Here is a 20,904-nt window from a genome sequence, read left to right on the forward strand (position 1 = left end):
CATGCGCGATGAGCAGGCTCAGCGTGGTCGACGAGATCTTCCTGCGGACGCATCGAGGGATGGGGACTCCGATTGCCCTGCAGGGGTTGTGGCGGACCGCCGATCGGGTGGAGCCGAAGCTGCTGGAGCAGGTGCATGCCGCGCTACGTAGCGGGCCACTGGGGCGGCGGGTCGTGCGGCCGCGGTTCCCCGGGGCGCGGCCGCACTGGCGGGCGAACGACCGGGCGCATCCGCTGCGGGTCGCGGAACGCCCGATCCCGGAGGCCGACCTGCTCGATTGGGCGGATGCGCAGGGATTCGACCTCGATCCGGAGTTCGGGCCGGGCTGGCGGCTGGCGGCGGCGCGGGTGGAAGGCGGTGGCTCGATCGTGTCGCTGACGTGTTCGCACGCGCTCGCCGACGGGCGCGGCCTGGTGACCGCCGTCGACCTCGCGCTGACCGGAAGCGCCGCATCGGAAGCCGGTGCGGCGCAGTCGGATTGGTCTGACGCCCGACACCAATGGTCGACCGTGCTGGGTGGCACGCTGAGAGCGCTGCGGCACGGCGTTCCGAAGCGCCCGGAGACGCCCGCTGCCCGGTCGTCCGACCGGGCCGATCGTGCGACACACGGTGCCGTGCTGCAGATTCCGGCGGCCGACTGGGATCTGGTCGGCGCCGCGCGCGGCGGCACCGCGAATACCCTGTTCGTCCATCTCGTCGCGAATATGCTGTGGGACAGTGGCTTTCCAGGGACTTCGATCACCGCCAGCCTGCCCGTGGACACCCGCGACGAACCGCGCGTGGACAACGACATGGCGATGACAGAGGTCGCTGTGACGCGCACCGACAACCCCGCCACCCTGCGCGAGAAGTGCCGTGCCGCATACGAACACCGCATGTCCAGCCCGGGCGGCCTCCCCGAGGAGCTACTGCAGGTGCTTCCCGAACGCGTGGCCTACACGCTGTCGCGGGGCGCGGGCGAACGTGACATCCTGTGCTCCAATATCGGCCCGCTCCCGGCCTCGCTGACCCACCTCGGACCGCATCGCTGCACGGGCGTCGCGACCCGCGCCATCCACCCGGGCCTGCTCTCCACCGAACTCCCCCGCACCCGCCTGTCGGCCTACCTGTCCCGCTCCGGCCACACCTACACCCTGGCGCTGGTCAGCCTCGATCCCGACCGCATCGGATCCGCCACCGCACTCGCGGATCTCGCCACCACCGCCCTGGAGAAGCTGGACCTCCCCCACACCCGGTGGTGACGCGCGGGAGTGGTCGTGCGATTACAGTGCCGCCGTGACGCCCGGTACCCGGGCGAGAACATGATCGGGCGTTTCGATGCCGGGGGCGAGATCCGGGGAGGGCACGGGAGCGTCGAAGACCTGGCGGATGGGGAGGACGCCCGCCCAGGTGTCGCTGGAGAGGTCGTCCGCGTCGTCGCGCGGGCCGCCGGTGCGCATCTTCACCGACGCCTCGGTGAGGTCGAGGGCCAGCACGGCGGTCGCGGCCAGTTCCTTCTTGGACGGCGAACGGACGGCGTCCCAGGCGCCGGGCGCCGCGCGCTCGACGATGACCCGCAGCGCGTGCAGGCGCTCGTCGCGGTCGGTGACCTCCACGGGGCGGCCGTGGATGACCGCCGAGCGGTAGTTCATCGAGAAGTGCATCGCCGAGCGGGCGTAGACGATGCCGTCGACATGCGTCACCGTGACCGAGACATCGCCGGTCATCGCCGCGCGCAGGTTACCGGCGCCGGTGGATCCGTGCAGATAGAGGGTGTCGCCGTCGCGGCCGTAGATGGTCGGCAGCACGACCGGGGCGCCGTGCAGCAGGACGCCGAGGTGGCAAACCATGCCGTCGTCGAGGACCGCGTCCAGCGCGTCGCGGTCGACCGCGCCACGCTCCCGGCTGCGGGTGAGCGTGCTGCGCGGCGTCGGCGAGAGCGGGGGCCGGGCGGAAGGTGACTCGGTCATGCCACCAGCATCCCGGCGGAAATGGCATTATGAAATGGCCAATTCACCGAAGAAATGGAAGACCACTTTGACCGCGCTCGACGAACTGCCGCTGACCGTGGACCGGGATGCCGCCACCCCGCTGGCCGTCCAGGTCGCCGACGGCCTGCGGGAGGCCGCCACCGCCGGCCGGTTGCGCGGCGGTGACCGGCTGCCGTCCTCGCGGGCACTCGCGACCCGGCTGGGCGTCAGCCGCACCGTGGTCACCGCGGCCTACGACCAACTGCACGCCGAGGGCTGGCTCACCGGCAGGCACGGGTCGGGCACCTTTCTCACCGCCTCCCCCGCCCCGGCGCCGAGCCGCATCGCCACCCCCGACGAGTCCGAATTCGACACCCTCCGTTACGATCTCGTGCCGGGCACGCCGTGCGTGGAGGCGATCGACCGCGCCGCATGGCGCCGCGCCTGGCGATCGGCCTCGGACCGAATCCCACTGGCGCGCAAGGACAGGCGGGGCGAACCGGACTATCGCGCGACGGTCGCCGAACAGCTGCTCCGGCACCGCGGCCTCGCGGCCGGAAGCGACACCGTGGTCCTGGCCACGGCGGGAACCGGCTCCGCCGTGGGCGAGCTGGCGGCGGCACTGCTACGCCCCGGCGATGCCGTGGCGATGGAGGATCCGGGCTATCAGCGTGCCGTGGGCGCCTTCTGGGCGGCGGGCGTGCGGGTATTGCCGGTGCCGGTCGACGCCGACGGACTGCGGGTCGACAAGATTCCGACCGGCGTCCGGGCCGTGTATTGCACTCCCGCCCACCAGTTCCCGCTCGGTGCGCGAATGCCCGCGGCCCGGAGGATAGAGCTGATCGAATTCGCCCGCCGCACAGAAACCTTCGTCATCGAGGACGACTACGACGGCGAACTGCGGTATGACACCGCCCCTTTGCCGATGCTGGCCACCCTCGCGCCGGATATCGTCGTCCACCTGGGGACCACGTCCAAGATCCTCAGCCCGACACTCGGTGTCGGCTGGCTGGTCGCGGCCCCGTCGATCACGAAAGCCGTGCTGGCACACCGGGAATCCACCGGCACCGGCCCGGCTCCCGCGGGACAGCAGGTCCTGGTCGAACTCGCCAGGCACGGCGACCTGATGCGCCATCTGCGGCGGCTCCGACGCGAAATGCCACCGCGCCGGGCGATCGTCGTCGACGAGTTGCGCAGTGGCGGCCTCGAGGTGGTCGGCGACGACGCGGGATCCCACCTGGTGGTGCCGCTACCGTCGGCAGCCGCCGAGGAACGTGCGATCGAGGCCGCCCGCCGCCGCGGCGTCCTCCTCGACAGTCTGGGCCGCTATTGCATCGGTCCGCAGCGCAGTTTCGGTGTCCCGCTCGGGTATTCGACCCTGCCGCGTACCGATCTGCGGGCGGCGGTGCGGATCGCATGCGAGTGCCTGGCCGACCGCAGCTCATAGTCAGCGCGGATTCGACCGGACCCGCGCACCGGCAGCACGCACGGCGTGACTAATTCGAGCCTCGGCCGACGAGACGAAGTACGCTGTCGCCCACCGCTTTCTCGGCCGCGCGAACGCTCATCCGCCCCGTCTTGACCTGCTCCCCCGCGGCGTGCCCCAGGGCAATGACCGCCGCGGCCAGCCAGGCGGGCTGTAGCGCGCGGTCGAATTCCCCGGTGCGTTGTCCACGGCGGATGATGCGTTGCAGGTAGTCGTCGATGGGCACGTGCCGGGCGCGGTCGTCTCCCGGCACGACCTCCAGGCGATGCAGCACCGAGTACTCCTCGAACGCCCGCCAGCTGATCTCGAGCATTCGCAGCAGGGCATCGGTTGCGGAGCCACCGTCCAGGTCGACGGCGTCGATCGCCGCCACCGTCCGGTCGGTGATGTGGTCCACGACGGCCGACAGCAGTTCGTCGCGAGAGGCGAAGTGGGCGTAGACGGTCTGGCGCGTCACCCCTGCCTCGGCGGCTATCGCGGCGAGCCCCGCGGTCGGACGGTCCGCGAGCAATCGTGCCGCGGCGGCGATGATCGCGGCCCGGCTGCGTTCGGCATCGGCCCGGCGCCGAGGTTCTCCTTCACCCGTCAAAATCTTACACCCTTGTCAAAGTTATCCCGGACGCATAACGTTTACAGCGTTGTCAGAATTCTACGGCTGGAGTGCCATGAGATCCGCACCACCCCACACCCCGGAACGGTTCATCGCCGATTTCTTCACCGCCTTCACGGATGCGGTGATGCACGACGACGGCAGTGACCCGGGCGCGACCGTCGACCGCTTCCACACGCCGGACATCGTCCAGATCAGCAACGGCATCCGGCTGGATCGCGAGCGTCTGGCCGCACACCTGCGGTCGGTGCGAAAGAACCTGCGGGAGTATCGGTTCGAGGTACACGAGGCATTCGCCGACGGCGACCGCATCGCCGCCCGCCTGACCATTCACGCACGAATGCGCAAGGAGGAGACGATCATCACCGAGGTCTACCTGTTCGGGGAGTTCACGCCCGACGGCCGCATGCGGCGATCGCATCAGCTCTCCCGAACCGTCACGGCCGAATAGCGCGGAGGACACCATGTACGTACGCCTCGTTCAAACCGCCGCCCTGCTCGCCACCGGATTGCTCACGGGCGCTTTCGGATACGGGCTGGCCAACCTCGCGCCGACATTTCATCGCGTGCCGCTGCAGATGCGCCTGGAGTTCCACTCCGAACTGATGAAGAACAACAGCATCAGCATGCAGATCACCATGGCCCTCGCCGCAGTGAGCTGCTTCGGGCTGGCCGCGCTGCACCGCGACCGGATCCGGGCGCTCGCGGCCGCGGCCGGACTGCTGGTCGTCGCCTCGTTCGTGATCACCCGATTCGGGAACGTGCCGATCAATCGGCAGATCCGGGCCTGGATCACCGACGGCACGCCGGACGACTACGCCGATATCCTCACCCGCTGGGATCTGTTTCACGGATTGCGCACCGGCACATCACTTCTCGCGTTCCTGCTGGTGATCGTGATCGCCACCTGGATGACGCGGACGCACCGGGCGGCCCCGGAATCCCAGGCACCGGCCATGGCCTGAGGCGGACCGGTCAGAGTTGACGCAGGGTGCGAGCCAGGCCGTCGGGTGAGTCGCTGCGCTCCACGACGGCGGTGAGCACCTCGCGCAGTGCGGCGACCGGCTCGGCGCCGAGTTCGGCGGCGAGGCCGCTCTCGAAGTCCCGGTGGAATTCGTGTCCGGCGGCCAGCAGGTCGCGGGCGCGATCGGTGAGGACGAGCAGCTTGACCCGGGCGTCGCCGGGATCGGCGACGCGCTCCACATACCCGGCCGCCACCATCTCCTCCACGGTCTTGGCCGCACCCTGCGGGGTGACCTGGAGCCTCGCCGCCAGCGCGCTGGTCGTCATGCTCTCCGCGGCAAGGACTTTGAACGCGTAGCCGAAGGCGGGCTTGAGCCGGGTGAAGCCCAGGCCCTCGAGGTGTTCGTGCAGTTCGTGCACGAACTGGTTGTAGGCGAGGCCGAGCAGTATCCCGAAGTGCACCACATCTCCCGTCGACAGCACTCTTGACGAATGCCAACCACAGTTGTACAACTATGGTTGTAAACCTTGGTTGTGCAATGAGAGGCTACACCCCGATGCCCGTTGTCCACGGATCCACCGCCCCCGTCTTCGACCTGCCCAATGCCACCTTCACCGGCCTGGCCTCCCCCAGCCGGGGCGCGAAGGAAACCTGCGTGTGGCGCACCCACGTCAAACCGGGCGCCGAACCCGACGAGCACTCCTTCGACCGCGAGGAGGTGGTCCTGGCGATCTCCGGCCGGGCCGTCGCCCTGCTCGACGGGGTCCGTCACGAGATCGCCGCGGGGGACGCCGTGGTGATACCCGCCGGCACCTCGTTCGGACTCGGAAACCCGTACGACGAGCCGTTCGAGGCCGTCGCCGTGCTGCCGGTCGGCGCGACCGCGCGGATGGCCGACGGCACCACCCTCGTCCCGGCCCCGGCCCGATGACCGTGCTGCGCGGGGCGACGGCACCCGCTTTCGAAACCGACCACGTCACCGCGTACGGCCTGGCCGCCCCTAGCCGCGGCGCGCAGGAGACGTGTGCGTGGCGCTTCCGGATGAATCCCGGCGCGCCCGCGGCCCCGCACCGGGTCGACCGGGAGGAGATCTTCGTCCTGACCTCCGGCCGCGCGGTGGCCGAGCTCGAGGGCGAGCGACACGAACTGTCGGCGGGCGACGCGCTGATCGTGCCGCCGGAAACCACCTTCAGCGTGAGCAATCCGCACGCCGAGCCGCTGGAGATGGTCGCGGTGCTGCCGGTGGGCGGGCGGGCCGTGATGCCGGGGATGGACCCCTTCGTTCCGCCGTGGGCGCGGTGAGCGGCAGGGGTTCACGCTCGGCCGGAACCCTTGACGCGGCGTGCGGCCGGGGCCCGGGGCGCGCATGCCCGCCGATAGCCCCGGGCGCCTCCCGGACGGCCGTAGCATGGAGCCCATGACCGAACAGGACATTCTCGCGCGCATCAAGGAACTGGTGGATCGTGAGCATCAGCTGCGGTCCAAGGCGGGTGACGGCGCGCTCGATCCGGAGCAGGAGCGCGCTCAGCTGGCCGAGCTCGAGGTGATGCTGGACCAGTGCTGGGATCTGCTGCGGCAGCGGCGCGCCCGTGTCGACCGCGGTGAGAACCCGGATCAGGCGGAGGCCGGTTCCGCCAAGCAGGTCGAGGGTTACCTGCAGTAACGGCTACCATCCGTAGATGGTGGCAACGACAGATATCACGACCGCCGACGGAGTAGTTCGCGGTCATCGTGGCCGCCGCGTACTGCGCTGGCGGTCGATTCCCTACGCCGCTCCCCCGGTCGGGGATCTGCGGTTCCGTGCGCCGCAGCCGATGCCGCCCTGGTCCGGCGTGCGCGAGGCCACCTCGTTCGGATTCGCGGCCATGCAGCATCGAGACGGGGCGCGGCTCGGTCCGCGCCACTCCCAGCCGACCGGCGAGGACTGCCTGACGCTGAACGTCGTCGCCCCGGCCGCGCCGTCGTCGGCGCCGCGGCCGGTGATGGTGTTCATCCACGGCGGCGGGTACGTACTCGGAACGTCCGCGCTCCGGCTGTATTCGGGCGCTCGCCTGGCGCTGCGGGGCGATGTGATCGTGGTGTCGCTGAACTATCGGCTCGGCGCCTTCGGTTATGTCGACTTCAGCGAATTCTCGACCGCTACAAGACCTTTCGAGTCGAATCTGGGACTGCGGGATCAGGTGGCGGCGCTGCGGTGGGTGCGGCGCAATATCGCGGCATTCGGCGGAGATCCCGGCAATGTCACCATCTTCGGCGAATCGGCCGGTGCGCACGCGGTGGTGAGCCTGCTGGCCACGCCCGCGGCGGCGGGGCTGTTCCACCGTGGCATCGCCCAGAGCGCGCCCGCGGACTGGGCGATGTCGGCGAAGGAGTCGCGGGCCTTCGCGCGACAGTGCCTGGCAGAGCTCGGCATCGATGAGAAGGATGCCGCGACCGCGCTGACAACGTTGAGCGCCAACGAGATTCGCAAAGGTGTCGACCGGGCCATCGGCAAGGTGCTGTGGGAGCAGCCCGGCAGCTTCCCCGCGGCGCCCGTCGTGGACGGCGACTATCTGCCGCGCGCACCGATCGACGCGTTCGCCGACGGCAGCGCGCACGCCGTCCCGCTGATCATCGGCACCAATCGCGACGAGGGGACGCTGTTCCAGCGCTTCGACCGGACGCTGCCCACCACCCCCGAGCAGCTGCACGCCGCCCTGGCGCGCTGCGGTGACGCCGACCTCGAAAAGCGGGTCGTCGCTGCCTATCCCGGCTATCCCGCCCGGAAGGTGGCGGTGCGCATGGGCGGCGACTTCGTGTTCTGGCGGCCGACCATCGCCGTGCTGGAGGGGCACAGCAGGCATGCCCCGACCTACGGCTACCGATTCGACTTCGCCCCGCGCGCAGTGCAATTGGCCGGATTCTCGGCCACCCACGCCCTGGACCTGATCCCGGTGTTCGGCGGCGTGGACACTCCCGTCGGACGGGCGCTCACCGCGGCAGGCGGATATCGGGGATTCCGCGCGGTGCAGGACGAATTCCAGGACAACTGGCTGTCGTTCGCCCGCACCGGAAAACCCCTCGATTCCTGGCCGGAGTACACCGAGCAGCGGCGCAGTACGCGGATCATCGACCATCCGGCGCGGGTCGAGGTGGACCCGGAGAAGGCCAAACGTCTTGCCTGGGAAGGCGTTCGAGTTCCCGCGCTGCAGTGACGGTCTACTTGAGCAGCCGGGACATGCGGCGATCGGCGAGGATCTTGCCGCCGGTCTGGCAGGTGGGGCAGTACTGGAACGACTTGTCCGCGTAGGCGACCTCGCGGACGGTGTCGCCGCAGACCGGGCACGGGAGGCCCGTGCGGGCGTGCACCCGCATGCCGGAACGCTTCTCGCCCTTGAGGCGCGCCGCATCCTGGCCCACCGAACGGTTCACCGCATCGGTGACGACGGCACGCATGGCCTCGTAGAGCCGCGCCGCCTTCTCCGGGGTGAGGGAACTCGCGGTGGCGAACGGGGAAAGCTTGGCGGTGTGCAGGATCTCGTCGGAGTAGGCGTTGCCGATACCGGCGAGCAACGTCTGGTCCGTGAGCGCGGTCTTGAGCCGCTGCGAGGTGCCGCGCAGAATCTCCGCGAACTGCTCCTCGGTGATCTCCAGCGCGTCGGGGCCCAGCCGTGCGATGCCCGGCACGGCCTTCGGATCCTCGACGACCCAGACCGCGAGCCGCTTCTTGGTGCCCGCCTCGGTGAGATCGAAGGCCGGGGTGGCGCCCTCGGGGGTGAAGAAGTGCACGCGCAGTGCCAGCGGGCCCTTGCCCGGCTTGGGCGGATTGGGGCTCGGCTCGTCCAGCCAGCGCAGCCAGCCGCCCCGGGAGAGGTGCGTGATCAGCCACAGCCCGTCGCAGTTCAGGCCCAGATGCTTGCCCCAGTGGCCGGCGCCCGTGACGTCATGACCGGATAGCGCGGTGATCGGCGGGTCGAATGTCTTCAGCACGCTCAGCGCCGCGACATCCACCCGCCCGACGACCGCGCCCACCGCGTGCTCGGCCAAGAACCGCTCGAGCGCCACGATCTCCGGTAACTCGGGCACCCCTGCAGACTACCGGCACCGACCGACAAGTCAGTCGCCCTCGTGCACGGTGATGACGTAGCCCTCCGGATCGGCGAATGCGAAATGCTGCCCGAAGGGGCTGTCCGCCATTTCCGTCACGATCGGGGTACCGGCGGCGGCGAGCGCATCGCGCAGCGCCGGTGCGTCGTCGACCTTCAACCACAGGGCGACGCCGAGCCCGGGCCGGGGTGTGGTGTCCAGATCCACCCCGGGCAGGGGGCCACGCACCGCGAACGGGATCGGGCTGGTGTCGAAGACGACGGCGCCGGGCGGGGACACGGGCGCACGGCGCAGGCCGAGCCGGTCCTCGTAGAACGACGCGGCGGCCGCCACGTCGCGCACCTGCAGGCCGATGAAGTCGGGTCCGGAAACTTTCATGATTCCTCCTATGTCAGAACTTTGACATAGACGAGACTATGCGCAGCTCCGCTCCTATGTCAAACTTTTGACATGGATCGCACGGACCTCGACGGCCTGGTGGGCTACGAACTCAAGCGCGTGCAGGCGACGCTGCACGGGGCGATGGACGCGCGGCTGCGACGGCACAAACTGACCGTCCCGCAGTACGTCTGCCTCGAGCTGCTCGACGGTGACGTCGCGCGCTCCAACGCCGATCTGGCGCGGAGCGCATTCGTCACCCGGCAGTCGATGAACGTGGTGCTGCGCAACCTGGAATCGGCGGACCTGGTCACCCGGCCCGCGCAGGCCCCGCACGGGCGCGCACTGCCGGTCCGGCTCACCCCGGCGGGCCGCAGGCGCCTGCACGCGGCACGCGCCGACATCCTGGCCATCGAGCAGCGGATGACCGCGAACCTCGGCGCCGATCGGCTCGCGAGCATGCTCGCCGACCTGAAGACGATGGCGGCCGCGCTGGACGAACTGGGCGAGGCGCCATCCGGCGCACCTGCGTAATCCATTACGTCCCAGGGTGTTCCGGCATGCCGGACGGATACCTCGAGTCCTGCCGCAACGGGGCGGGGAGTCTTCGTCGACCGGAATCGAGGCGATCCGGACCGCTCAGCACGGCTCATGTCGTCGCGGCACGCTTCTCGGCCGGGATCCTCACCGAGGAGGCGGCGAATTCCGGCCAAGAGCGTGCCGGAATGACCGGTGTGGCGCAGCGGGACTCCGGAATGACCGGAGTGCCGTAGCAGTGCTCCGACGTGACCGGAGTGCCGCAGTGGTGCTCCGACATGACCCGAAGCAGCGCTAAATCGCCGGTTGGTCTGCCGGGGCGGGTGGTTGCTCGGTCAGCGGCGCGAAGTACCCGCCGACAGCCCCGGCGGCGGCGCCAATGGCTGCACCGGCGGCGGCCGCGGGCACGGTGATCACCGCCGCGCCGATCTGTGCGCCGATCACCGGGCCGATCAGCAACCCGATCGGCAGGAACGGCACCCCGGCCACCAGCCCGGCGACGCTCCCGACGACCGCGCTGGTCGCCGCGAGCGGGGCGGATGCCACCGCGCCCACCGCGGCACCGGTGGCGGCGCCGCCGAGGGTGTCGGCGGCGACCCGGTCGGAACGCTCGGGTTCGACACCGGCCGCGTCGAGGCTCTGCGCCAGCCCGGCCTCCGCGCCGGCGGCGGCGTCATTGATCTGCGTGGAGGTCTGCGGGTCGATGAAATCGGGGCGCGGGACCACGACCGAGCCGATGCGAATGGTGTTGTCGGGTGCCGGAATCGACACCACCTGGCTCGCCGGATCGGGCAGTTGCCGGATGGCGGCCTCGACGGCGGCGAGGGGGTTGCCCGGGGCCGGTTGCAGCGCCGCCACGTCGCCGCCCGCGAGGGGGCCGTACGGAATCCCTTGCCGCGTATTCGCCTCGTCGCTGCCCACGACGGCCGAGGGATCGGCGGCATCCGCTGCGGCCGGAGTCGCGGACAGCACGAGCGCCAGCGGCACCGCGCCGACGACCAGCACGGAGCCGGTGCGTCTCAGCCATCTCTCCGCAATAGGACGATTCTGTGCTGCCATGGGCGACCTCCTCATCGAACACCCCGCCTTCGAAAGAGATTCGTTTCAACGCAGCATCCGGATTCGTCCGGGCGGATTCCGGCCATGTACCGAGATAGCGGAGTCAGGTGCGGCGGAGGAGGTACGTGTCCATGATCCAGCCCTTCTGTTCTCGGAGTTCCTTGCGGCGCTGGAGGATTTGATCTTCCACGGCGCGCAGCGGGCCCTCGATCAGGGTTTCGTCGGGCATGCCCAGGTAGGCGCCCCACCAGATGTGCAGATCGTCGCCGGGGACGGTGGTGAAAGAGCCCTCGCCGTCGAGCATGACCAGGGTGGATTCGCCGGGGGCGACGCCCTCCTCGCGCAGGCGGCGGCCGGTGGTGATGTGCACCGGCTCGCCGATGTCGTGCAGCACGATGCGGTGCCGGGCGGCCAGCGCCTGCGCGCTGGTGACGCCCGGGACGACCTCGTAGTCGAACCGCACGCGGCCGCGGTCGAGCACCCGCCGCACCATGCGCAGGGTGCTGTCGTACAGCGACGGATCGCCCCACACCAGAATGCCGCCGACCCCGTCGGTGCCCGCGAATGCCTCCTCCAGCAGCGCGGCCCGGCGCTCGTGCCAGTCTTCGACCACCCCACGGTAGTCCGGATCGGTGACGCTGCGGTCCCGCGGCGGGTCCGCGATCTCCACGGTCCGGTGCGGGCGGTCCAGATGCGCGGTGAGGATCGCGGTGCGCACCTCGACGAGCTCCCGCTTCGCGTCGCCCTTGCCGATCACGAAGAAGACGTCGACGCGGCGCATGGCCTCGATGGCCTGCACCGTCACCTGGGCCGGGTCCCCCGCGCCGATTCCGATCACATAGAGCTGCTGCACGATGCCCAAGCTTGCCAGTCGGTCCCATGCGTTAACTTGGCAGTCATGGACGGCGCCCGCTCCCACCCCGCTCGCGATACCCAGTACGAGGATCTGCTGCGGCATGTGCTGGATTCCGGGACACCGAAGTCCGACCGCACGGGCACCGGGACCCGCAGCGTCTTCGGTTATCAGCTGCGCTACGACCTGTCGGCCGGGTTTCCGCTGATCACGACGAAGCGCGTGCACCTGAAGTCGATCGTCTACGAGCTGCTCTGGTTCCTGCGCGGCGAGTCGAATATCGAATGGCTGCGCGAGCACGGGGTCACGATCTGGGACGAATGGGCCGACCCGAGCGGCGAATTGGGCCCGGTGTACGGCGTGCAGTGGCGGTCCTGGCCGACGCCGGACGGCGCGCACATCGACCAGATCGCGCAGATCCTGCAGACCCTGCGCACCGATCCGGATTCCCGCCGCATGCTCGTCTCGGCCTGGAACGTGTCCGAGCTGGACAAGATGGCGCTGGCGCCGTGCCACGCGCTGTTCCAGTTCTACGTCGCGGGCGGCAAGCTGTCGTGCCAGCTGTATCAGCGCAGCGCGGACCTGTTCCTCGGGGTGCCGTTCAATATCGCCAGCTACGCGCTGCTCACCCACATGGTCGCGCAGCAAGCCGGGCTGGAACCGGGGGATTTCATCTGGACCGGCGGCGACTGCCACATCTACGACAACCACGTCGAGCAGGTCCGCGAGCAGCTCGGGCGGGAGCCGTACCCGTTCCCCGAGCTCGAGCTGCGGCAGGCGCCGACGCTGTTCGACTACGCCTACGAGGATGTGAAAGTCGTGGGCTACCAGCATCATCCGGCCATCAAGGCGCCGGTCGCGGTATGAGCCCGCAGCGCATCGGGCTGATCTGGGCCCAGACGCCCGAGGGTGTCATCGGCGCCGACAACGCGATCCCGTGGCGGGTGCCCGAGGATATGGCGCATTTCAAGGACGTCACTGTCGGCCATCCGGTGGTGATGGGGCGGCGCACCTGGGATTCCCTGCCCGAGCGTTTCCGCCCGCTGTCCGACCGGCGCAATATCGTCGTCACCCGGCAACCCGACTGGTCGGCCGCAGGCGCCGAGCGGGCGGGATCGGTGCAGGAGGCCCTGAAGCTCGCCGACGCCGATCTCATCTGGGTCATGGGCGGCGGCGAAATCTACCGCGCGGCAATGGAATACGCGACCGATCTCGAGGTCACCACGGTGGACACCCGGGTCGAGGGCGACGCCTACGCACCGCCGATCGGATCCGGCTGGCGAATCGACGCGGACAGCGGCTGGCACGAGTCGAAGTCGGGGCTGCGCTACCGCTGGCTGCGCTACGTGCGCTGAATCCGGGGCCGAATCGCAACTGCGAAACGCCCGAGACCGTGGCACCCGTCCGGCATACTCACGACTATTCAGCCCGCGACCACAGCCCGCTCTCGGCTGATCCGTGAAAGGTTGTCCATGGACAAGAAATCGCTGACCGCGGTGGCCCGCCAGCAACTCAAACTGGCCGCGACCGCCACGAGCGGACGCAGTTCCCAGACGCTCTGCGGCGGCCACACCCACAGCCTCCGCCAAACCGTGATCGCGCTGTCCGCGGGACAGAGCCTGGCCGAGCACGAGAACCCGGGAGAGGCCACACTGCAGGTCCTGACCGGCACGTTGACCCTGATCTCCGGCACCAACGAGTGGAAGGGCTCACCGGGAGACCTGCTGGTCATCCCCGACGCCCGGCACAGTGTGAAGGCCCTCGACGACGTGGCGTTTCTGCTGACCGTCGCGAAATAGCCGCCCCACCGGCAACCCGCTCGAGATCACAGCAGACATCGGGCAATCCTCGGCCGCCCTGTCGGCCGCACCCCGTACGCTGAAGATCATGGGTGAGCCGCAGCCGATCCTCGATCCGCTCACACGGGCCGCGATCTTCCTCGTCGCCACCATCGACGAAGGGGGCGAACCGGCGGTACGTGACCTGCTGGCCGACCTGTCCGGGTTGACCCGATCGGTCGGGTTCCGGGTCCCCAGCGCGGACCTCAGCTGCTGTACCGGGATCGGCTCCGCGGCCTGGGACCGGCTGTTCGCCGGGCCGAAACCCGCGGAGCTGCACGAGTTTCCGGGCTACTTCGGCGAGCGTCACCAGGCCCCCGCCACACCCGGAGACCTGCTGTTCCACATCCGCGCCGAGGCCCCCGACGCCTGTTTCGAACTGGCGATGACGATCGGCGACCGGCTGCGCGGCGCGGCCACCATCGTCGACGAGACGATCGGCTTCCGCTACTTCGAGGTGCGCGACCTGCTCGGGTTCGTCGACGGCACGGAGAATCCGGAGGGGCGGCAGGCCTCGTCCGCGGCGCTCGTCGGCGACGAGGATCCCGATTTCGCGGGCGGCAGCTATGTGGTCGTGCAGAAGTACACCCATGACTTGGACTCGTGGAACGCCCTGTCGGTGGAGGAGCAGGAGCGCGTCATCGGGCGCACCAAGCTGGGCGACTACGAACTCTCCGACGAGGACAAGCCGCTGAACTCGCATGTGGCGGTCAATACCCTGTACGACGCGGACGGCACCCAGCGCCAGATCGTGCGCGCCAATATGCCGTTCGGCAGCGTCCGCGCGGGCGAGTTCGGCACCTACTACATCGCCTACGCCGCGACGCCCAGCGTCACCGAGCGGATGCTGGAGCGGATGTTCCTGGGCAGCGACGAGGCCACCTACGACCGGATCCTCGACTTCTCCACCGCGGTCACCGGCACCCTGTTCTTCACCCCGACCACCGAATTCCTGGACGATCCGCCGGGCCCGCCCGCGCGGGTGGAGACGGCCGACGATCACCCGCCCGCCGCCACCCCCGCGGGCAACGGTTCCCTCGAAATCGGCACCCTGAAAAGGAGCCGGGTATGAATGGCCGCGCTGTGGCGGGCGCGCCGGGTATGCATGGCCGCGCTGTGGCGGGCACACCGAGCATGAACAGTCAGACCGTAACGGGCACACCGAGCATGAACAGTCAGACCGTAACGGGCGCCCCGGACATGCACAGCCAGACCGTAACGGGCACGTCGGACATGCACAGCCACGCCGTAACGGGCACGCCGGACATGAACAGCCACGCTGTAACGGGCACACCGGACATGCACAGCCGCGCTGTGGCGGGCGCGCCGGGTATGCATGGCCCGGGCCGTAGCGGGCAGTGCGCAATCACGATGGGCTCCGCTCACACCGGAAAGGACGCAGCATGAACAACCTGCACCGCGAGCTCGCGCCGATCACCGACGAGGCCTGGTCGGCGATCGAGGAGGAGGCGACGCGCACGTTCAAGCGGCACATCGCCGGTCGCCGCGTCGTCGACCTGTCCGGGCCGCACGGCACCGACTATTCGGCGGTCGGGCTGGGGCGCACCACCGCCATCAGCGCGCCCGACGAGGGCGTGCAGGTGCGGCAGCGCGTGGTGGCGCCGCTGGTGGAGCTGCGGGTGCCGTTCACGCTGTCGCGCGAGGAACTCGACAACGTCGAACGCGGCGCCAAGGACACCGATCTGGACCCGGTGAAGGACGCGGCGCGCCGGATCGCCTTCGCCGAGGACCGGGGCATCTTCGAGGGCTATCCGGCCGCCGACATCACGGGCATCCGGGCGGCCGCCTCCAACACCCCGATCACGCTCCCGTCGGATCCGCGGCTGGTGCCGGAGGCGGTGGCGCAGGCACTGAGCGAGCTGCGGCTGGCCGGCGTGGACGGGCCGTACTCGGTGCTGCTGAGCGCCGACCTGTACACCCAGGTCAGCGAGACCTCCGACCACGGCCACCCGATCCGCACCCACATCGAGCGCCTCATCCCCGAGGGCGAGATCATCTGGGCCCCCGCCATCGACGGCGCCTTCGTCCTCACCACCCGAGGCGGCGACTTCGACCTCCAACTCGGCCAAGACCTCTCGATCGGCTACCAGTCCCACAACGCCGACACGGTCCAGCTGTACTTCCAGCAAAGCCTGACATTCCTGGTCTACACGGCCGAGGCAGCAGTGGCCCTCCGCGCCTGAGGTCACCCACCGGAATCGTTGCCACCCACAGGATTCCCCCGTCGGCCACTACGATGGTCGACCGACGGACCGTTGCTCTGTCCGGAGCAGCGATCGATGGTAAGGGGGAAGCGTGGAGCCTGAGCTATTGGCACACAAGGGAATACCGAACGTTATCCGGGGCGGCGAACCCGAATCGACTCGGACGGTGGACCTCTCGGAGTTGCTCGGTATCGACCGGAATGTCACCGACGAGCAGTGGCGACTCGGGCACAACCCCGCCAGGCTGAGGGTTCCGATCGGGGTGGACGGGCGCGGTACGCCGGTCGAGGTCGACCTCGAACACGCGATCAACGACGGCATGGGCCCGCACACCCTCATCGTCGGTGGCACACCGGCGGAACGGACCACCCTGATCGAAACGCTTCTGATAGGGATGGCGATCCGATACCTGCCGCCGTATCACCTGAACTTCGTCTACATCGACGTCGACCGCAGCGGTACGTTCGCGGGTGCCGCGACGCTCCCGTTCGAAGGGGTGGTCGTCGCCGGTGCCGAGCAGTTCCTGTCGGATGCCGCGCCGGGCAGTTTTCGGAGATTCGTGGACGAGGTCGAGTTCCGGCATCGCCGAGCGGCCGAGTACTTCGCCGAGATCCCCGAGTACAACAAGTCGCGAGCCGCCGGTCGACCGCTGACATGGAAGACGCGGCTCGTATTGGTCGTCGACGATTTCGTTCGCATGCTGGACCAGGTGCCCGAATTCGGCGAGTTACTGGGCCGGATCGTGCGTGCCAACGGCAGGTCCGGAATTCATCTCGTGCTGAGTGCTCAGGAGTTCGGCGCGGTGCGAATCGGCGCGCTCGAAGGTTTCCTGTCGACGCGGCTCGTGCTCCGCACATCTACCGCCGAGGAATCGCGCCTGGCGATGGGGCTGCCGGATGCGCACACACTGCCTGGAACGCCCGGACACGGGATTCTGAGGGCCCAGTCGACCGGCGAGCTCGTGCCGTTCCAGGCCCCGGATCCCGATTCTGTTCGCGCGCTCCTTCGCGATCTACCGGCACACCTGCGTGAGCACCGCTACGAATTCTCGCCTGAACAGTGGTGGCGGAGGGCAGCGACATAGGACCCGGCGAGGTCCAGCCGGCCCCGCCGCACGCGGTGGTCCGGTACGGTGTCGCCGTACGTAGGAGGGCCGATGAACATGGTGCGCGCGGGCGTGGTTTCGGGGCGGCGGGCGCTGGTTTACGGGTGCCTGGGGGTGGTGGCCACCGTGGTGGTGTGTGGGGTGGTTGTGGGGGTGTTCGGGGTGAATCGGGTGTTCACCGGGTTGCTGGCGGGGGCGGTGGTGGCTGTTGCGGTGTTGGTGCGGTTGTTCGGGCGGGATGCGGTGGTGCTTACCGAGCAGGCGATCTATCGGCGGACGCCGTTGGCGGAGGACAGCATCGAGTGGGAGCGGGTGGTCGCGGGGCGGTTCGCGCTCGACGAGCGGGAGCGGTGGTCGCTGGCGCTGGATCTGGCCGGCGGGGACGAGTTGCACAGTGAGTTGATCCTGCTGAGCATTCCGCCGGTGGTGCGGCCGGTCTCCAACGCCTACGAGCATCGTAAGCGGGAGCAGGTGGCCGAGGTGCGGAAGATGTTGCGGCACAAGCGGGTTCCGGTGACCGTGCTGCCGGAGATCGCGGCGGCCCTGCACGAGCACTGGAAACTGGCGCCACCCACCCGCTGACGGAACCACACGATGGCCGGCGCCGGGCAGCTCACCGCGAGACACCCCGTGCGGCTGTGACGTTCCGAGGCGAGGCACCCCGCACAGCGGCGAGTGTTTCCGGGCGGTAGCGTCCGGCGAGGGCATTCGCGACCGGGCGATGTCCATCGGGTGGCGTAGAGGAGCGGAGTCATGATTCGTACCGCGGCCGTGGCACATGTCCGCGATCGGCGGCTGCTGCAGGCGCGGTCGGCGGGGAAAGATGTGTTCTATATGGCGGGCGGGAAGATCGATCCCGGCGAGACGCCCGTGGAAGCGTTGCATCGCGAGGTGCGGGAGGAACTCGGCGTCGGCGTTGCCGCCTATCGCGAGCTGGGCGTCTTCGAGTGCCAGGCGTTCGGCCACGCGCCGGGCACCCCCTTGCACATGACCTGCTTCACCGCCGACCTGACCGGCGACCCGCGGCCCACCAGCGAGGTCGCCGAGCTGCGCTACTTCACCGGCGGTGAATACGCCGCCATGGAGCACGTCGCCCCGGGCTCGATGCTGGTGTTCCGGCGGCTGCACGAACTCGGCCTGATCGACTGGTAGACCACGCATCGACCGGCCCGATCGTGGATCGGAATCCGAAGACCGCCCGGCCAGGAGATACGAGGAAGGCCCCGGATTGCGCAGACCGGCCTCGGCACAACGCTACTTGCGCTCGGAACCCTCTGTGCCGCTGGGCGCTTCGGCGTCACTGTCCGGAATGCCCGAGGCGCGCATAGGGATTCGGGTCGCCGCGAGGAAGCCGAGAAGCAGGAACACCGCGGCGCCGAGCATGGTGAAGCGGGTGGCGTCGGCGAAACCGCGGGACAGGGCGTCGACCACCTCCTGGGTGCCGTGGTGGTCGCGCAGGGCGGTGATGGCGCCGCCGGCGGATTCGCGGGTCGCCGCGGCGGCCTCGTCGGCGGCGCGGTCCGGCAGGCCGGGCACCTCCCCCAGCCGGTCCGGCAGAAGGCGGCCCAGCGATACCGACAGCACCCCACCGAGTACCGCCGCTCCCAGGGCGGAGCCGACCTGGCGCACCGTGGACTGGGTTGCCGAGCCCTGCCCGGACGCCTCGGGCGGAACACCGGCGAGCACGGTGCCGGTGAGCTGCGCCGAGGCCAGCCCGAGCCCGACGCCGTAGCAGGCGAGCAGGACCGCCAGCAGCCACGCCGACACGTCCGGCGAGATGAACAGCGCGGTCACCACCACGGCCACCACCTCGATCGCGAGGCCGATCCGCACGATCCGCACCGGGCCGAACGACCGCGCCAGCCCCTCGGTCGCGGCACCGGCCAGGAAGGCGCCCAGCGCCATGGCGGCGAGCACGAGACCGCTTCGGAGCGTGGACATTCCGAGCACGTTCACCATGAACAGCGGCAGCACGAACAGCAGGCCGAACTCTCCCAGCGCGACGGCGAACGCGGCCGTGTTGCCCCACCGGAACCCCCGGATGCGGAACAGCGAAAGGTCCAGCAGCGCAGAGCGATTCACCTCGGCGCGGTGCCGTTCCCAGAACACGAACAGCACCAGCAGCGCCACCCCCAGCAGCAACAGCAGCGGAATCGGCGAACTCGCCGCCCGCGTGGACCAGGTCAGCCCGAACAGGTGGAACTCGCGCAGCGGTTTCCACCAGCCGTAGGTCTGTCCCTCGATGAGCGCGAACACCACGAGCGCGAAACCGGCCGCGCTGAGCAGGAATCCGTCGACGTCCAGACCGTGCGCGCGGGCGCGCATTCTGGTCTCCGGCACGAACAGCACGATCCCCGCCAGCACCACCAGCCCGAGCGGCAGATTCACCAGGAAGATCCACGGCCAGGTGAAACTGGTGGTCAGCCAGCCGCCGAGCAGCGGCCCGACGGCGGCCATCCCGGACATGACCGAACCCCAGACCGCGAAGGCGATGATCCGGTCGCGGCCGCGGAAGATCGCGTTGACCGTCGACAGGGTGCCCGGCAGCACGCCCGCACCGCCGATGCCCTGCACGATGCGGCCCCAGATCAGCGTCGACGGATCGTCCGCGGCGGCCGCGAGCAGGCTGCCCGCGACGAACAGCACCACACCCGCGGCGAAGATCTTGCGGCGGCCCAGCCGGTCGCCGAGGCGGCCGGCGGTGATCAGCAGCGCGGCGAAGACCACCGCGTAGACGCTGTTCACCCACTGCGCCTGGGTGAAGCCGAGGCCCAGGTCGCGGATGATCACCGGCAGCGAGACGCCGACGATGGTGCCGTCGAGGACCACCATGGACAGGCCCAGCGCGAGCACCGCCAGCGCGTACCAGCGCCTGCGGCCCTGCTGCAGGGGCGAATCGAGCTCCACGTCCGTCATGCACAACTCCCACCGTCGACTGGGAATGCCGTCGAAGAACCTCGTGCGCCACCAGTCTACGAGTTGTTTGCCCGATATTCGCCAGATGTCGGGTAGGCGAGCGGGTCAGGAATCGGCCAGGTGCTGCAGCAAACTGTCGGCGGCGGTGCGGATCGCTTCCTGGTCGCCGGACCAGCCCAGCATGTGCAGCGCGGCGTCGGGGATCAGCCGATCGGCGTATTCCGGCGACGACCCTTCGTCGGAACGGATGTTGATGACGCTCTCCACGAGCCGGAAGGGCAGCACCTGCGCCCCGCTCACATGGGGCCCGTCGGCGGCGCCGATCACCTCACCGGCCAGTTGCTCGTAGTGCCCGCGTAGCTCCTCGCGGCGTAGCCGGAAGGCGGCGAACCGCTCCGAGCGCAGCTCCGGCAGCAGGTACAGCGCACCGAGATTCCAGCGGGCAGCGCACAATTGGCGGACGTCGAACCAGGCCAGCGCATACAGCCGCACCTGCGGAGACTCCGGCCGATCACGCAGCCTGCCCGCCAATTCCAGTGGGCCGGTGACGGTTTCGTCCAGCAGCGCGTCGAGGATGTCGTCCTTGGCCGAGAAGTGATGGTAGAGCGAGGCCTGCCGGATACCGACGGCATCGGCGATACCGCGGGTGGAGGTGCTCGCATAACCCTTGGTGGTGAACAATTCCGCGGCGGCATCGAGGATCTCGGCGCGCGGCGTCTGCCCCTGGCGACGCCGCGGCTCGAGGCGCGGGCGGCCGGGTCCGAGTTGCGTCACGGCTCCATTCTTGCCTATCGCCGATCCCGAATTTCGGCGCGTCCGCGGCCGTGAGATTTCTGTCATTCGACAGAAACTTCGGCAACACAGAAGTTACCCGGCGGCACGGGACCGATACATCACC

Annotated in this window: 27 protein-coding genes; 18 read left to right on the plus strand and 9 right to left on the minus strand. The window is 69.5% G+C overall.

What is annotated here, in order from left to right; translation table 11 throughout:
• Positions 1–8 precede the first annotated feature (8 nt).
• Entirely contained in the window at positions 9–1,241 is a 1,233-nt protein-coding gene (locus NM1_RS06430; RefSeq protein WP_068015303.1) for a hypothetical protein, read from the plus strand.
• 21 nt (positions 1,242–1,262) lie between these two features.
• On the opposite strand, the gene NM1_RS06435 is transcribed toward NM1_RS06430, so the two are convergent.
• Positions 1,263–1,949: a pyridoxamine 5'-phosphate oxidase family protein gene (locus NM1_RS06435; protein WP_068014982.1), complete on the minus strand. Its 687-nt coding sequence runs from the start codon at positions 1,947–1,949 to the stop codon at positions 1,263–1,265.
• A gap of 34 nt (positions 1,950–1,983) precedes the next feature.
• Here NM1_RS06435 and pdxR point away from each other — a divergent pair, with 34 nt between their 5' ends.
• The gene (pdxR, locus tag NM1_RS06440; protein ID WP_068014985.1) at positions 1,984–3,396 is read left to right on the plus strand and encodes a MocR-like pyridoxine biosynthesis transcription factor PdxR; all 1,413 of its coding nucleotides are present in this window, start codon (positions 1,984–1,986) and stop codon (positions 3,394–3,396) included.
• A 49-nt stretch (positions 3,397–3,445) separates the two neighbouring features.
• Here the strand turns inward: pdxR and NM1_RS06445 are convergent, their stop codons facing one another.
• A complete protein-coding gene (locus tag NM1_RS06445) occupies positions 3,446–4,024 on the minus strand; it encodes a TetR/AcrR family transcriptional regulator (RefSeq protein WP_068014988.1) in 579 nt (192 codons plus the stop codon).
• Between the two features lie 76 nt (positions 4,025–4,100).
• On the opposite strand from NM1_RS06445, the gene NM1_RS06450 reads away from it, so the two are divergent.
• Entirely contained in the window at positions 4,101–4,496 is a 396-nt protein-coding gene (locus NM1_RS06450) for a nuclear transport factor 2 family protein (RefSeq protein WP_068014991.1), read from the plus strand.
• 13 nt (positions 4,497–4,509) lie between these two features.
• Positions 4,510–5,010, plus strand: a complete 501-nt coding sequence (locus NM1_RS06455; protein WP_068014993.1) for an anthrone oxygenase family protein — start codon at positions 4,510–4,512, stop codon at positions 5,008–5,010.
• Positions 5,011–5,020: 10 nt separating this feature from the next.
• Here NM1_RS06455 and NM1_RS06460 read toward each other — a convergent pair whose 3' ends face one another.
• On the minus strand, positions 5,021–5,470 hold the full coding sequence (locus NM1_RS06460) for a MarR family winged helix-turn-helix transcriptional regulator (RefSeq protein ID WP_068015307.1): 450 nt from the start codon (positions 5,468–5,470) through the stop codon (positions 5,021–5,023).
• Positions 5,471–5,547: 77 nt separating this feature from the next.
• Here NM1_RS06460 and NM1_RS06465 point away from each other — a divergent pair, with 77 nt between their 5' ends.
• From NM1_RS06465 to NM1_RS06480, 4 genes are all read left to right on the plus strand, one after another.
• On the plus strand, positions 5,548–5,940 hold the full coding sequence (locus tag NM1_RS06465) for a cupin domain-containing protein (protein WP_246011150.1): 393 nt from the start codon (positions 5,548–5,550) through the stop codon (positions 5,938–5,940).
• Positions 5,937–6,311 carry a cupin domain-containing protein gene (locus NM1_RS06470; protein ID WP_068014999.1) on the plus strand — a complete coding sequence of 125 codons (375 nt, stop codon included), beginning with the start codon at positions 5,937–5,939 and terminating at the stop codon, positions 6,309–6,311. The genes NM1_RS06465 and NM1_RS06470 overlap by 4 nt, the downstream gene beginning before the upstream one ends.
• A 115-nt stretch (positions 6,312–6,426) precedes the next feature.
• Positions 6,427–6,672 (plus strand): DUF2630 family protein, encoded by a 246-nt coding sequence (locus NM1_RS06475; RefSeq protein ID WP_068015310.1) that lies wholly within the window; start codon positions 6,427–6,429, stop codon positions 6,670–6,672.
• Between the two features lie 16 nt (positions 6,673–6,688).
• Positions 6,689–8,203, plus strand: coding sequence for a carboxylesterase/lipase family protein (locus NM1_RS06480; protein ID WP_068015002.1), 1,515 nt, complete (start codon positions 6,689–6,691; stop codon positions 8,201–8,203).
• A gap of 4 nt (positions 8,204–8,207) precedes the next feature.
• Here NM1_RS06480 and NM1_RS06485 read toward each other — a convergent pair whose 3' ends face one another.
• Together NM1_RS06485 and NM1_RS06490 are read right to left on the minus strand one after the other, a co-directional pair.
• Positions 8,208–9,074, minus strand: coding sequence for an Fpg/Nei family DNA glycosylase (locus NM1_RS06485; protein WP_068015005.1), 867 nt, complete (start codon positions 9,072–9,074; stop codon positions 8,208–8,210).
• A 30-nt stretch (positions 9,075–9,104) separates the two neighbouring features.
• Positions 9,105–9,473 (minus strand): VOC family protein, encoded by a 369-nt coding sequence (locus tag NM1_RS06490; RefSeq protein WP_068015008.1) that lies wholly within the window; start codon positions 9,471–9,473, stop codon positions 9,105–9,107.
• Between the two features lie 72 nt (positions 9,474–9,545).
• Between NM1_RS06490 and NM1_RS06495 the strand changes: the two genes are divergently transcribed.
• Together NM1_RS06495 and NM1_RS41980 are read left to right on the plus strand one after the other, a co-directional pair.
• Entirely contained in the window at positions 9,546–10,007 is a 462-nt protein-coding gene (locus tag NM1_RS06495; RefSeq protein WP_068015011.1) for a MarR family winged helix-turn-helix transcriptional regulator, read from the plus strand.
• A gap of 26 nt (positions 10,008–10,033) precedes the next feature.
• Positions 10,034–10,246 carry a hypothetical protein gene (locus NM1_RS41980; RefSeq protein ID WP_147288950.1) on the plus strand — a complete coding sequence of 71 codons (213 nt, stop codon included), beginning with the start codon at positions 10,034–10,036 and terminating at the stop codon, positions 10,244–10,246.
• Between the two features lie 58 nt (positions 10,247–10,304).
• Here NM1_RS41980 and NM1_RS41985 read toward each other — a convergent pair whose 3' ends face one another.
• Both NM1_RS41985 and cobF read right to left on the minus strand, forming a co-directional pair.
• Positions 10,305–11,069, minus strand: coding sequence for a hypothetical protein (locus tag NM1_RS41985; RefSeq protein ID WP_147288951.1), 765 nt, complete (start codon positions 11,067–11,069; stop codon positions 10,305–10,307).
• 103 nt (positions 11,070–11,172) lie between these two features.
• Positions 11,173–11,922, minus strand: coding sequence for a precorrin-6A synthase (deacetylating) (cobF, locus tag NM1_RS06505; protein WP_068015313.1), 750 nt, complete (start codon positions 11,920–11,922; stop codon positions 11,173–11,175).
• A gap of 45 nt (positions 11,923–11,967) precedes the next feature.
• Here cobF and NM1_RS06510 point away from each other — a divergent pair, with 45 nt between their 5' ends.
• From NM1_RS06510 to NM1_RS06545, 8 genes are all read left to right on the plus strand, one after another.
• Positions 11,968–12,789, plus strand: coding sequence for a thymidylate synthase (locus NM1_RS06510; RefSeq protein ID WP_068015019.1), 822 nt, complete (start codon positions 11,968–11,970; stop codon positions 12,787–12,789).
• Positions 12,786–13,277 (plus strand): dihydrofolate reductase, encoded by a 492-nt coding sequence (locus NM1_RS06515; RefSeq protein ID WP_068015022.1) that lies wholly within the window; start codon positions 12,786–12,788, stop codon positions 13,275–13,277. The genes NM1_RS06510 and NM1_RS06515 overlap by 4 nt, the downstream gene beginning before the upstream one ends.
• A 117-nt stretch (positions 13,278–13,394) precedes the next feature.
• Positions 13,395–13,721, plus strand: a complete 327-nt coding sequence (locus NM1_RS06520; protein ID WP_068015025.1) for a cupin domain-containing protein — start codon at positions 13,395–13,397, stop codon at positions 13,719–13,721.
• Positions 13,722–13,809: 88 nt separating this feature from the next.
• The gene (locus NM1_RS06525; protein WP_068015028.1) at positions 13,810–14,832 is read left to right on the plus strand and encodes a Dyp-type peroxidase; all 1,023 of its coding nucleotides are present in this window, start codon (positions 13,810–13,812) and stop codon (positions 14,830–14,832) included.
• A 331-nt stretch (positions 14,833–15,163) separates the two neighbouring features.
• A complete protein-coding gene (locus NM1_RS06530; protein ID WP_068015030.1) occupies positions 15,164–15,964 on the plus strand; it encodes a family 1 encapsulin nanocompartment shell protein in 801 nt (266 codons plus the stop codon).
• A gap of 187 nt (positions 15,965–16,151) precedes the next feature.
• Positions 16,152–17,069 (plus strand): FtsK/SpoIIIE domain-containing protein, encoded by a 918-nt coding sequence (locus NM1_RS06535; RefSeq protein ID WP_169814207.1) that lies wholly within the window; start codon positions 16,152–16,154, stop codon positions 17,067–17,069.
• 72 nt (positions 17,070–17,141) lie between these two features.
• The gene (locus tag NM1_RS06540; protein WP_068015036.1) at positions 17,142–17,672 is read left to right on the plus strand and encodes a hypothetical protein; all 531 of its coding nucleotides are present in this window, start codon (positions 17,142–17,144) and stop codon (positions 17,670–17,672) included.
• A gap of 171 nt (positions 17,673–17,843) precedes the next feature.
• The gene (locus NM1_RS06545; protein WP_068015039.1) at positions 17,844–18,242 is read left to right on the plus strand and encodes an NUDIX hydrolase; all 399 of its coding nucleotides are present in this window, start codon (positions 17,844–17,846) and stop codon (positions 18,240–18,242) included.
• A 102-nt stretch (positions 18,243–18,344) separates the two neighbouring features.
• Here NM1_RS06545 and NM1_RS06550 read toward each other — a convergent pair whose 3' ends face one another.
• Positions 18,345–20,006, minus strand: a complete 1,662-nt coding sequence (locus tag NM1_RS06550) for an MFS transporter (protein WP_068015042.1) — start codon at positions 20,004–20,006, stop codon at positions 18,345–18,347.
• A gap of 105 nt (positions 20,007–20,111) precedes the next feature.
• Positions 20,112–20,780: a TetR/AcrR family transcriptional regulator gene (locus NM1_RS06555; RefSeq protein ID WP_114699518.1), complete on the minus strand. Its 669-nt coding sequence runs from the start codon at positions 20,778–20,780 to the stop codon at positions 20,112–20,114.
• Between the last annotated feature and the right edge of the window lie 124 nt (positions 20,781–20,904).

This window comes from Nocardia mexicana NBRC 108244 (assembly GCF_001613165.1).
In the GTDB taxonomy this organism is placed as follows: Bacteria; Actinomycetota; Actinomycetes; order Mycobacteriales; family Mycobacteriaceae; genus Nocardia; species Nocardia mexicana.